The organism is Candidatus Hydrogenedens sp., from assembly GCA_035361075.1.
GTDB lineage: Bacteria > Hydrogenedentota > Hydrogenedentia > Hydrogenedentales > Hydrogenedentaceae > Hydrogenedens.
Genome location: DAOSBX010000014.1, coordinates 1 through 13,131, shown reverse-complemented (window position 1 = coordinate 13,131; position 13,131 = coordinate 1). Strand labels below are relative to the sequence as shown.

At 38.6% G+C, this 13,131-nt stretch carries 11 protein-coding genes; 8 read left to right on the top strand and 3 right to left on the bottom strand.

Annotation, left to right across the window (positions count from 1 at the left end):
- Positions 1–162 precede the first annotated feature (162 nt).
- From PLJ10_05965 to PLJ10_05940, 6 genes are all read left to right on the top strand, one after another.
- Positions 163–1,008, top strand: coding sequence for a hypothetical protein (locus tag PLJ10_05965; GenBank protein ID HOK09192.1), 846 nt, complete (start codon positions 163–165; stop codon positions 1,006–1,008).
- Between the two features lie 11 nt (positions 1,009–1,019).
- Complete coding sequence (gene hisF / locus PLJ10_05960) at positions 1,020–1,784, top strand: imidazole glycerol phosphate synthase subunit HisF (protein ID HOK09191.1); 765 nt, start codon at positions 1,020–1,022, stop codon at positions 1,782–1,784.
- A 220-nt stretch (positions 1,785–2,004) separates the two neighbouring features.
- Complete coding sequence (gene hisI / locus PLJ10_05955) at positions 2,005–2,370, top strand: phosphoribosyl-AMP cyclohydrolase (protein HOK09190.1); 366 nt, start codon at positions 2,005–2,007, stop codon at positions 2,368–2,370.
- A gap of 17 nt (positions 2,371–2,387) precedes the next feature.
- Positions 2,388–3,875 carry an anthranilate synthase component I gene (trpE, locus tag PLJ10_05950; protein ID HOK09189.1) on the top strand — a complete coding sequence of 496 codons (1,488 nt, stop codon included), beginning with the start codon at positions 2,388–2,390 and terminating at the stop codon, positions 3,873–3,875.
- Positions 3,872–4,444 (top strand): aminodeoxychorismate/anthranilate synthase component II, encoded by a 573-nt coding sequence (locus tag PLJ10_05945; GenBank protein HOK09188.1) that lies wholly within the window; start codon positions 3,872–3,874, stop codon positions 4,442–4,444. Before trpE ends, PLJ10_05945 begins: the two co-directional genes overlap by 4 nt.
- Before the next feature lie 16 nt (positions 4,445–4,460).
- A complete protein-coding gene (locus tag PLJ10_05940) occupies positions 4,461–6,086 on the top strand; it encodes an FAD-binding oxidoreductase (protein ID HOK09187.1) in 1,626 nt (541 codons plus the stop codon).
- A gap of 22 nt (positions 6,087–6,108) precedes the next feature.
- Here PLJ10_05940 and PLJ10_05935 read toward each other — a convergent pair whose 3' ends face one another.
- The 3 genes from PLJ10_05935 to PLJ10_05925 all read right to left on the bottom strand — a co-directional run bounded on the left by PLJ10_05935 (position 6,109) and on the right by PLJ10_05925 (position 9,798).
- Positions 6,109–6,555, bottom strand: a complete 447-nt coding sequence (locus tag PLJ10_05935) for an HNH endonuclease signature motif containing protein (protein HOK09186.1) — start codon at positions 6,553–6,555, stop codon at positions 6,109–6,111.
- A gap of 108 nt (positions 6,556–6,663) precedes the next feature.
- A complete protein-coding gene (locus PLJ10_05930; protein HOK09185.1) occupies positions 6,664–8,769 on the bottom strand; it encodes a right-handed parallel beta-helix repeat-containing protein in 2,106 nt (701 codons plus the stop codon).
- Positions 8,770–8,877: 108 nt separating this feature from the next.
- Positions 8,878–9,798 (bottom strand): NAD-dependent epimerase/dehydratase family protein, encoded by a 921-nt coding sequence (locus PLJ10_05925; GenBank protein HOK09184.1) that lies wholly within the window; start codon positions 9,796–9,798, stop codon positions 8,878–8,880.
- Positions 9,799–10,009: 211 nt separating this feature from the next.
- Here PLJ10_05925 and PLJ10_05920 point away from each other — a divergent pair, with 211 nt between their 5' ends.
- Together PLJ10_05920 and PLJ10_05915 are read left to right on the top strand one after the other, a co-directional pair.
- Positions 10,010–11,374 (top strand): cystathionine beta-synthase, encoded by a 1,365-nt coding sequence (locus tag PLJ10_05920; GenBank protein ID HOK09183.1) that lies wholly within the window; start codon positions 10,010–10,012, stop codon positions 11,372–11,374.
- Positions 11,375–11,409: 35 nt separating this feature from the next.
- A complete protein-coding gene (locus PLJ10_05915) occupies positions 11,410–12,549 on the top strand; it encodes a PLP-dependent aspartate aminotransferase family protein (GenBank protein ID HOK09182.1) in 1,140 nt (379 codons plus the stop codon).
- The last annotated feature ends 582 nt before the right edge of the window (positions 12,550–13,131 follow it).

Below are 13,131 nucleotides of genomic sequence, written 5' to 3'. Positions count from 1 at the left end.
TTAAATCTTTTTACCTTTTAACTTCAAAAAGGACAGTTTAATAGAAACTCAGGGAAGATTTGATACGTTATAATGGCAATGAAAAATAGTATGTACATGAAAAAAACATAGATAACATGTTAAAATCAAATATTAATAAAAAATAACGATAAGGATTACAATATGAAACTTGTCTTCTTGAAACTTTCTGCTTTGTTAGTGATTATTGTTGGAATAGCATTCGTTGGACAATTTATCCAATGTCCATATGTATGTTCTTATATCGAAAAAACGACAGATGGCTCTCTGGACGTGCTATTTCCAGGTTCGTTTAAATTACTATCAGGAATTGCTTTTATCCTGATAGGTGTTTATTCCTTCCTTCCTTCCTTACGACGAAAAAAACCTGCAATTCGTATCATTAAACAGAACCTCGAAAACGGCGTGTCGGAAATCAATCTCGCAACAGTAGAGAAAGAATGCGAAGCCATGCTCAAAAAAGTTGCTCCATTAAAACAAGTCTCCATCACCTTAACTCCAAGTAAAGACCAAAAAAAGGTATGCGTAGTAGTAAATCCCATTATTAATTTAACAGAAGACCAGAACTTACCAGATATTCAGGAACTGATAATTCATCGCATTGAAGAATTCCTCAATAGTTATTTTGGGCTTTCCATTTCACCCCCAGTGCTCATTAAATTAGATAGTTTCCAATTAGATAGTGATAAAATTTACTCATCCTTAGGGAAAACCGCTTTCGATACAATTTCACAAAAATATGAGACTACCGAAACCAATATCCCAGAAGAAAAAACCGTTCAAACAAAAACGTCTCTATCAACCGCTCCACTGGATGAAAAACCCATCTCTGATGATTACCTTTCATGCAAAATAGAAGAACCCAAACAAGAAGAGATAAATCCTCTTCCGACTCTGTCCGACCTATCCAACCCGTCTGATTTGTCTGACAAGTCTGACTGGTCTGATAAGTCCGACTCACCCAACAACACAGAATTTCCTAAATATTAAGGAGTTTATACGTGCTGTGTAAACGTATTATACCTTGTTTAGATGTGGCTGATGGTCGAGTTGTAAAAGGTGTAAAATTCTTAGGTTTGCGTGATGCGGGCGACCCTGTTGAAATAGCTCGCCGTTATGATGAAGAGGGAGCAGACGAAATTGTATTTTTAGACATTCGCGCCTCAACAGATAATCGTAAAACGATGTTAGATGTCGTTCAGAAAACAGCCGAACAGGTATTTATGCCTCTTTGTGTTGGAGGCGGTATCCGAACCATAGAAGATATTCGTCTTCTTCTTAGTGCAGGTGCGGATAAAGTTTCCATAAATACCCCCGCCATCCTAAATCCCGATTTTATTAATGAGTCTTCTGCTCGTTTCGGTTCGCAATGTATTGTCGTCGCCATCGATGCCAAAAAGGTAGGTAATCGCTATATCGTGAAAAGTCACGGTGGTAGAGATGGTGGCAAACCTACCGAATTAGAACCCGTAGCATGGGCTATGGAAGCAGAACGACGTGGGGCTGGAGAAATTTTACTTACCGCTATGGATGCTGATGGTACCAAAGAAGGTTACGACATTGAACTAACTCGTGCAGTAGCAGAAGCAGTTAATATTCCCGTTATCGCCAGCGGTGGCGCAGGGAATTTAGAACATCTGCGGTCCGCCTTACAGGAAGGCAAAGCAGACGCTGCTCTTGCTGCATCTATCTTCCATTTTGCAGAATATTCCATTCGCGAAGCAAAAGAATTTCTTGCAAACCATGGTGTTCCTGTGCGATTATAATAGTATCTAACAAAAAAACAGGATGAACTAATGGAAAATATTTTTTTAATTTGTAACATCTCTACAATCACACAAGGGGTGTGTCTTCATCCTGCCCACATATTTCGATGGTGATACCTTAAAATCTCCCTTCTTATATTCCTCCCTCTCTTTAAAAGTAATTTACCTATACGAAATTATTTTAATATGATAACAATAAAAAAATAATAGGAGATTAACCATGAAACTCAACGATTTAATTAAGTTTGACAACCAAGGTCTTATTGTTGCTGTCATTCAACATGTAGAAACGGGTCAAGTGCTTATGGTTGGATATATGAATTCCGAATCATTAAAAATCACACTAAAAGAAGGTATTGCCTGTTTCTGGTCACGTTCACGGCAAAAACTCTGGCGTAAAGGAGAAACCTCAGGTAATGTTCTTAACGTGCGGGAGATACGCATCGATTGCGATGGCGATGCTTTATTACTTCGCTGTGACCCAGCAGGACCAACCTGTCACACAAATGAAACCAGTTGCTTTTACCGTAGAGTAGAAACCGATGAATCTATAATCTTAGATGGCGATGGTGTCGCCAAAGAATAAACAAAAAGGAGATTTTTATGATTTACCCATCCTTTGATGAATTTCGCACAATTGCTCGGCAAGGTTCTATTGTGCCTGTATATAAAGAATTATTAGCCGACTTAGAAACCCCTGTAAGTGCCTATTTAAAAATCTCAAGGGGATACCCTTATTCATTCTTACTTGAAAGTGTAGAACATGCCGAAATCCTCGGTAGATATTCCTTTTTAGGTGCCAATCCGTCCGTCATTTTTCAAGCACGAGGAAATAATATCAGTATCACTCGGAATGGAATTACAGGCTCTTTCACCTCAGACCAGCCATGGAACGAATTGCGAAAACTCATGAACGAATATACCCCTGTAATAGTGCAGGGACTTCCTCCTTTTTTTGGAGGGGCAGTAGGTTACATTTCTTACGATACAATCCGATTTTTTGAAAACATACCTGATAAAAATCCCGATACTTTGGGTTTGCCTGATATTTATTTCATGATAACCGATACCTTACTTATTTTTGACCATTTGAATAATCGCATCATGATTGTCTCCAACGCTCATGTTCGTTCTAATGCAGAAAACGCATATAATGAATCCATCCGTAAAATTGGGGAAATTGAAGCACGACTTCGCGGTCCTTTAGCAGTTTCTACAGAACATGTTCACCAAACTAACGGGCAAATTGAAATTAAATCAAATTTCTGCAAAGAAGATTTCTGTAAAGCAGTAGATAAAGCCCGTGAATATATCTGTGCTGGCGACATATTTCAAGTTGTTCTTTCTCAACGTTTTGCAAGACCTGTCTACGCCAGTCCTATCAACTTATATCGTGCGTTACGGCGAATCAATCCTTCCCCTTACATGCTACTTATGCAATTCCCCGAATTAGCCCTTGTCGGTTCCAGTCCTGAGGTAATGACGCAGGTAAAACAACGCCGATGCCTACTTCGTCCCATTGCAGGAACACGACCTCGTGGAAATACCCCTGATGAAGACCTGGCTCTCGAAAAGGAACTGATTGCAGACGAAAAAGAACGGGCTGAACACATCATGTTGGTTGACCTCGGAAGAAACGATTTAGGTCGCGTTTGTAAAATCGGAACCGTTAAACCCGTTCCAAACCGATTCATGGTCATTGAGAGATATTCCCATGTTATGCACATTGTAACTGAAGTTGAAGGTGAACTTCGTCCTGAATGCGATGCCTTCGATGCATTACAAGCAACATTCCCTATGGGAACCGTTTCAGGAGCACCTAAAATTCGGGCTATGGAAATTATAGATGAATTAGAACCAGAACGACGCGGACCCTATGCTGGTGGTGCTGGTTATGTTAGTTTCACAGGCGATATGGACACCTGTATTCTTATCCGCACCATGATTGTAAAGGATGGTATTGCTTATTTACAGGCAGGAGCGGGTATCGTTTATGACAGCGACCCCGAACGTGAATACATAGAAACTGTTAACAAAGCAAAAGCACTGTTCAAAGCAGTAGAATTTGCTGAGAAAGGATTGGAACTATGATTCTTTTTATTGACAATTATGACTCCTTTACCTACAACCTTGTCCAATATTTAGGTGAAATGCACCCGGAGATGAAGGTCTATCGGAACGATACGATTACCATCCCGGAGATTGAGCAAATTAATCCCGATTATATTGTTATTTCCCCAGGCCCCTGCACACCCCGCGAAGCAGGTATTTCCGTAGAGGTCATCAAACAATTGGGACATAAATATCCCATTTTAGGCGTGTGTCTTGGGCATCAAAGTATTGGGTACGCCTTTGGGGGCGACATTGTTCGTGCAGAACGAATCATGCATGGAAAAATTAGTGAAATTTACCACACCAATGCCCCCTTATTTAAAGGTATTCCATCACCTTTTGAAGCGACTCGCTACCATTCCCTCCTAATTAAACGGGACACATGCCCAGAAGTGTTAAAAATTGTCGCGGAAACAAAAGAAGGCGAAATCATGGCAGTGGAACATAAAGAATTGCCTATTTGGGGCGTCCAATTCCACCCTGAAAGTATCCTCACTGAATATGGTAAAATCCTACTACAAAATTTCCTTTCCTTGGGGAAAAAATAAAAATAAGGAACAACGGATGAATCTCAATGAACGGAAATGGTACGGATGGGGACTAATACAAGGTCCCGATTTACTTAAAGATAAAAGGGATTCTTTCTGGAATTGGTTACGTGAACTCTCAGGATTTGCAGAACTACCTTATACCCCACCTGTTGATATAAATTCCATTCAGATGAGTGAACCTGCACTACCACCTCCACTTATATCCGAATTAAAAGCAAAAATACCACAGGGGAAAGTAACATCCGAACCCATAGAACGAATTATACATGCTCGTGGGAAGAGTTATTTAGACACATTAACCTTGCGTTCGGGTAGATTACCAAATGTTCCAGATATTGTCATCTATCCGAAGACAAAAGAAGAAGTTATTAACATTATCCACTGGGCTTCACTAAACGATGTAGCAATTATCCCTTTTGGCGGGGGCACAAGCGTCGTCGGCGGAGTAAATCCAATAAAAGGGCAAAATCATTTAGGAATTGCAACCCTTGACCTACGTGCAATGAACCATCTCATAAATATTGATACAAAATCGCGAATCGCATGTGCAGAAAGTGGAATAGAAGGACCTCATTTAGAAGAACTTTTACGAAAGGAAGGCTTTACTTTAGGGCATTATCCTCAGTCATTTGAATTTTCGACATTAGGGGGATGGGTTTCTGCTCGGGGAGCAGGTCATCAATCTATCCGTTACGGAAAAGCAGAGGACTGGTTCGCAGGAGCAGAAGTAATAAGTCCCGCTGGATTATGGAAAACAGAAGCATTCCCAGCTTCCGCCGCTGGACCTCAAATCAAAGACCTTATCCCCGGTTCCGAAGGCACTTTGGGCATTATGACGAATATAGAATTCCGTATCCATCCACTTCCTCAGGAAAAGTATTACAATGCATATATATTTCCCTCATTCGAAGCAGGCGTCGAAGCCAGCCGACAACTAATGCAAACAGATATCCCCCTTGCTATGATACGACTCTCCGATGCCCAGGAGACCTTCTTCTATACCGCTATGCAGATGGGCGGAGGCGACCCATCATCGCTACCCCAATTCTGTCTCATGCTTATAGGGCTGGAAGGAGATTCCCTATGCATTACCTCAGGCAAACAGGTAATAGAAAATATATGTACAAATTATCAGGCAATCTCCCTTGGTGAAGGTATTGCCAACCAATGGTTCAAACAACGATTTCTTCTCCCCTATCTCCGTGATGAAATGTTAGATTTTGGACTTGGTGTAGATACATTAGAAACTGCAACACGTTGGAGCAACCTTCTTAACCTGCACGAAGCCATATATAACGCCATTCGGGATACTATCCAAAACGACCCTGACCAAAAACCTCAATTCCCTATCGTTATGGCACATCTCAGCCATGCCTATTTAGATGGGGCGAGTCTTTATTTTACATTTGTATTTCCCCGTTCCCAGAAAGACCCTTCTCAGCAGTGGCATAGAATTAAAAATACCGCTTCTAATGTAATTCGTGAACATAATGCCACCATTTCACACCATCATGGAATCGGCACCGACCATAAGCCCTGGTTTGCAAGTGAAAAATCTGCCCTTATCTACGAACTCCTTCGACAAATCAAATCACAAATCGACCCCAAAAATATCCTCAATCCCGGAAAACTAATATAAACCACATCCCAAAATCTTATCCTCACCTCTTACTACAATGTGCATTGTCCACCTTATCTATTTTATCTGGTCGGTTTATATGCACATCAATCTTATATTTATCATAGACATCAAAAATCTCCTTGCAAAACTGTATAATCCTATTATCCCCTTTCTCTTTCGCCTCTTTATAAAGCCTTATTATAAATCTCTTCCCAAACTCTGTCTGAGAATAATTTTTCTTTAAAATGTTATGTTCCGAACATAATGTCTGTCCATTTTCAGCAGTATTTATCCCTCCCTTATCCAGAGGAATTTTATGGTCCGCATGTATCTCTACCCCATCTGCTTTGCCTCTTCCACAAACTACACAACGATAATTGTCTCTTTTAAATATTTCTTCCTTCACTGAAATAGGAAATTCAAACAACTCTTTTTTCTGAATGAAATCAGGGTCATATTTATAAATACCCTTTTTTAACTTCCCCAAACAAAATATTAAAATACCCTACGAATTACCTTTACTATTACCCTAAAAAACCTGTAATTAATTTTGTATTATATTTTTCACTAATACTATATATAATGATTAATAAATTTAATTATTCCTCAAATTTTTTATTATTTCATCCTGTATCTTTTCTCTGTATTTGTCTTTGTATAAGCCGATTTGGGTAAAGGGAATGGTCTCAAAATTGAAGTTTAATGTAGATAGTATATCTTTATTTATCTCAAAGTTACCCTGTGCAGATTGGGGGAATAAGGCATTGTCGTTATTTACCAGATTGTCCTCAAAGATAATCTGGTTTGCCTCCATTTTTCGCATTACTTCGTTACATTTCCAGAATATGTTTCTTCGCACAGTATTTTTATTTCGGTCCTCATAAATGTGTGCTATTTCCGGATATCTCTGCACATAGAGGTTGTAATCCATATCGGGTTTGTTGAAAGCCTCATTCACAATATTTTTCCATTCTTCTTCGGTGCAGGTCTGAAAGGTAACCCCTATAAAGCAGTCCGCAAAGATATTGTTTTCTATCAGGTTATCCTTACCACCGTTTACCTGAACTCCACCGAAAATGCCATCTTTTGCGGAGGCTCGATAAAAAATATTACCATAGATTTTTACCCCTGATATAGGAAAATCCAATCTCACTCCCCCCTGTAAACGCAGACCTGACTTGTCCCAATTTCCGATATGGTGCCAATAGTTATACCGATACACCATACCGCGATAGGTCGGGTTTCCATAACTATCCAAACCTCCCTGGTCGTCTGATTCACGAACTACATCGCAAACCTCATTGTATTCTACAATAATATCGTTTCCATCCATGCGAAAAGCACTACTCGGGTTCTTATGAACAAAATTATGGGAAATTACATGTCCTACTCCTTCCCCGTACACTGCTGGATTATAGGTATGGTCAACACGGTCTAAATCGTAAAAATAGCAATTATCCACTTTGAACCCGCTCGGGGTCAGTGTTTTGCGGTCACCTCCTTTCAAAAAGACACCCCCTTTCCCTAATGTTTTGAAATCACAAGATTGGATACAATGGTTTCTCCCTCCATCAATATTAACACCATATCCACCACTATTCATAAAAGAACAACCCCGTATTTGAATATCTTCCCCTCCATATATCTCTATAATATTCCCCGAACATAACTGAAAATCAATGCCTTCTAAATAAATATGTTTAGCATTGTTAAAAACAAACATGGGTCCCTCAAACCATGAAAAATCAATTTGAGCGGAATCCAGTGAGTCTGGAGGATAAAAATACAAAAGCATATTTTCTCTATCCAGATACCATTCTCCAGGTTGGTCTAATTCACATAGCATATTCAAAGCATAAAATCGTGCCCCTTCTTTATAGCCATAAGCAGAGGCGGAATGTGCCAGTTTTATTTTTGCGGTATCAGGTGTTATTTTCTCTACTGTCTCATACGAGTCTGCCCAGTCAAAATACCAGTAACCGTGAAGTAGTATATTGGGTTCCATTACCCAATTTTTCAAAGGGCAATTGTCTACTTTTAGCACAACATCTTTCATTGTTGAAAAGCTTTCTAACTTATTCACAGGCTCTCCCTCTACCCCCGCTACATGTATAAAACCTTCATTGGGATACCTTGCCAGAGTCATAGGTTGACCATTGAAAAATAATTCCACATAAGGGAATGTGGTATATCCCTTATAGCTACGGTCCTTCTCCCTTAATTTTAAACTCCCAAAACCTCCTAATTCCAATGGCGGCAATGACTTTAATCCGTAGTCTTTCAAGTCCGCTACATATAATTTCTCCTGTACACTTTTTTTTATTCTTCCCTTCCTATCTTCATTTAGTTTTTTGAAATTTTTTATCTGGATACCTCCACTTATGACCGATTTATTCTCTACTGTAATAATAATTGGCTTTCCCCCATCCCCACTATGTTCCTCTGTAAAAATAAAGCGTTCGGATACTTTATACTCATCCCCACAAATAACAATTTTTATTCCTCTTTCAGGGAAATTTCCATCTTCTTTTACTTTTTTTATGTAATCGAGCATTTCCTTAAAATTTTTAAGAGATGCTATCTCTTTTTCCTCTTTTTTTTCTTCACATAAATTAAATACTTTTATTGTTTGTGAAGATAACTCAAGGGTAAACAGTAAAAATAAACTGAAAAATATGGCAAATATCTTTTTTATAATCATAAACTGACCCTTTATTTACCTATTTACTTATTTTAAAATCCATAACATCAACAGAAAAAATTTCCCTCACTCTATTTCTGTAAAATGTTAAATTTATTTTATTAAGTATCAGTTATTTCTTATAAACTCTACTGTTTGAATAAGTCCTGATTTAAGGTCCGTTTGGGGACTCCAGTCAAGAATCTCTCGGGCTTTATTGCCTGTTATGTAGATAGTTTGGACTTCACCAGGACGCAATGGGGCTAATTGGGGTTCTTCGTGGTAGCCCACAGTATTCGCAATAATATCAAAAATTTCGCGAACAGTTGTTCCCCTGGCGGAACCTAAATTTACAGTTTCATTTTCACCTTTTTCCAGTCCGTATAAAAATGCTCGTGCAATATCCTTCACAAAGACATAGTCGCGTTGAGGGGTTCCGTATCCATATAGAACAGGCTTGTTACCTTTGAGCATTAGTCCTGTGAGTATAGAACATACGCCAGCTTCGCCTTCAGGACTCTGACGAGGCCCATAAACATTGGGTAATCGTAATATGAGGTATTTCAACCCATGAAGTCGTTGATATAAGCCTAAATAATGTTCAAAGGCTAATTTGCTTGTTCCATAGGGGGACATGGGTTTGGGAAGATATGTCTCTGGAACAGGCAAAACATCCGTTTCACCATATATGGCACCACCCGTGGAGGAAAAGATCAATTTTTTTACACCATATTTCACAGCACTATTTAATAGATTAATTCCACCTAATATATTTACTTTTGCATCAAATATCGGGTCTGTTACACTTTTTCGCACATCAATTTGTGCTGCTAAATGAGCCACAAACTCTGGGCGAAAATCACGAAATATGGTATCTATCTGTTCTGAACAAATATCCATTTCAACGAAATCTGCTTTCGGATTTAAATTCTGTCTTTTTCCTGAACTCAAGTTATCAATAATAAGCACTTTATGCTGATTTTCAATTAATATATCTACCACATGCGAGCCAATAAACCCTGCTCCACCTGTAACTATTACTTTTGACATAAAAACACCCTTTCTTTTCGATGAGTTATAGAACAATTGAAAATCTATAATATCAAAAAAAAGTATTCATTTTCATTGCATTTATTTTATATGTAGTAAAAATATTGCGAATAAATGACAAATTTTTACTTTCCTTTCCAACGAAATAAAAATAAATATTTTTTTGTTTTTTGTTTATCTATAAAAGTAAATACATTTAAGGAGATTGGTTATGGCTTTATCTTTTCGTCCTGCATATAATGACATTCTTGAAGCGGTTGGAAATACGCCTTTAGTTCGTTTGAATAAGATTAATAATGATTTAAAACCGAAGATTTACTTGAAGTTGGAATATTTTAATCCTGGAGGGAGTGTAAAAGACCGTATTGCTCTGGCTATGATAAAAGATGCGGAGGAAAAGGGATTGCTCAAGCCAGGGGGCACAATTATTGAAGCAACCGCAGGGAATACCGGTTTAGGACTGGCTCTGGTGGCAAGCGTGAAAGGGTATCGGTGTATCTGTGTTATGCCTGATAAGATGAGTTCGGATAAGGTTCGTCTTCTGCGTGCTTATGGTGCGGAGGTAGTAATTACTCCAACCAATGTTCCACCGGACTCACCTCAAAGTTATAATGGTGTTGCGGACCGTTTATCTCGTGAAATACCCGGTGCATGGAGACCTAATCAGTTCCAGAATTTAGCCAATCCCGAGATGCATTATAAAACCACCGGCCCTGAAATATGGAAACAAACAGAAGGGAGAATCACAGCTTTTGTGGCAGGTGCGGGCACAGGTGGAACCATTAGTGGTGTAGGAAAATACTTAAAGGAAAAAAATTCTAAGGTCCAAGTTATTGGTGCAGATATTGAAGGTTCTGTACTAAGTGGTGATTCCCCTAAATCATGGAAAGTAGAGGGAATTGGTGAAGATTTCGTTCCCCATACTTTGAACGCACATGTTGTGGATGAATGGATTCGTGTTAGTGATGCGGAATCGTTTCACACAGTTCGTAGGTTAGCACGAGAAGAGGGAATTATGTTGGGAGGTTCCAGTGGAACAGCAATCTATGCAGGATTAAAATATGCTCAGCGTTGTTCGGATAATGACTTAATTGTTATTATGTGTCCTGATACGGGTAGAAATTATTTGAGTAAAGCGTATGATGATGAATGGATGTTCAAAAATGGCTTTACGGATATATCCCCTGACCAAACACATATTGGTAAAGTCCTTGAAATCATTGGGAGGGAAGGGCATATCTGGACTTTGAATAAAGAGCAAAACCTGGAAACTGCGATACAATTATTCCGTGAAAAGGGAATATCCCAGATACCTATTGTTGAAGGAGAAGAGGTTGTGGGTTCGGTTGAAGAGATTACTATCATGCATGCTTTACACCAGGGAAAACCATCTACGACCCCGCTTTCTGAGGTAATGGCTCGCCCTTTACCCGTACTTGATGCGGATACAAAGACAGAAGAAGTATATCGTCTTCTTTTAGCTGGCAACCCAGCGGTTGTTATCCGACAGAATAATCGTCTCATAGGGATTATAACCCGAACTGATTTGATATACTTTTATGAATTACGGAAGTAAACAAGGTAAATACATACAGGGAAAGGAATAAGATAATGCAATTTGCAACTCGAGCTATTCATGCTGGACAGGAGCCCGACCCCTTAACTGGAGCAGTAGTTACTCCTATTCATCTTGCTACAACTTTTCAACAAGATGCTCCCGGCAAACATAAAGGATTTGAATATACACGCACACTAAATCCGACACGGAAAAGTTTAGAAGAATGTATTACTCAACTCGAAGAGGGTTCCGCAACTGCATGTTTCGCTTCCGGTGTCTCTGCAATATCCGCAATAATACAGACACTATCTCCAGGCGATGGTATTGTAGCGGGACATGACCTATATGGAGGGACAGTCCGCTTATTGGATAAGATATATTCGCAATGGGGTATTGAGGTTGTTTATGCGGAGGATAATCACCCGTCATCTTTTGAGCAGGCTATTCAGAAATTAAAAAATCCTCGACTTGTATGGATAGAATCTCCAACCAACCCTTTATTAAACATTGTAGATATAAATTCCATTGCTAATATAGCGCATAAAGAGGGCCTTAAACTTGCGGTGGATAATACTTTTGCTACACCCTATCTACAAAAGCCTTTGCTTTTAGGGGCGGATTATGTGGTTCATAGTAGCACAAAATATTTAGGAGGGCATTCGGATGTGCTTGGTGGTGCTGTTACGGTTAAAAATCTTGAAGATATAAAGCCAATTCAGTTTATTCAAAACAGTATCGGAGCCGTTCCTTCTCCATTTGATTGTTATCTTCTAATGCGAGGGATAAAAACCTTACATGTGCGAATGGAACGCCATTGCGATAATGCAGAAAAAATTGTTCAATATCTCATTCATCATCCTAAAATCAAAAAGGTTTACTATCCTGGACTGGAAAAACCACCCATTTTGGATATTGCCCAAAAACAAATGCTCCGCTTCGGTGGAATGATAACTATCGAACTGAAAGATATGAAAACACTGGAGAACTTCTACCAGCGGGTAAAAATATTTACCCTTGCAGAAAGTTTAGGAGCTGTTGAATCCTTGTTTTGTGTTCCTTATTACATGACCCATGCGGGTTTATCCGAAGAGAAAAAACAAAAATTAGGAGTTATACCAACCCTTGTCCGTCTCAGTATCGGCATTGAAGACATTAACGACCTTCTCTCCGACCTCAAAAATGCTCTCGACTAATAAAGCCATCAAAAACCATTATCAATAAACCCATATATCTACAACTCTAAATGTCTTCCTTACATTAAACCTTCAAATAACCAACTTTACAATTAAGCAACACTAAAACAGCTTTACATTGTGTTGCTCTTCATTTAAATTAATCCATACCTATCTTCACTCCACCTCATAACCTACTACCTATTTTCCCCGTTTTATAATCATACTTCGTCAATGAAATAGAAGTATTTCCGTAGCGTCTTATCCGAATTATTCAAAACATCCATCTATAGAAAATCTTCGAGACCATCTTCTCCTTTTTACAATTCATCATATAACAAAGAATTCAGATAGTAAGATTTTCCCTTTACTTTTTCCCTATTCCTTTTTTGTTATTATGTTTCTTCCTTTTTCCCTGTGGTGGCTCTGCTTTATAATAACCCTAATTTTTGTTTGATGTTTATATGTTTTTTAGTGTATATTTTACGTTGAAGTTGTGTATTTTTTTAAACTAATAATTTTTAAACTAATAAAAGGGAAGTATATATGAATACAAAAAAAGTATCTCAAAAATTTTGGAGAGTCATTAAACACATGATAAAT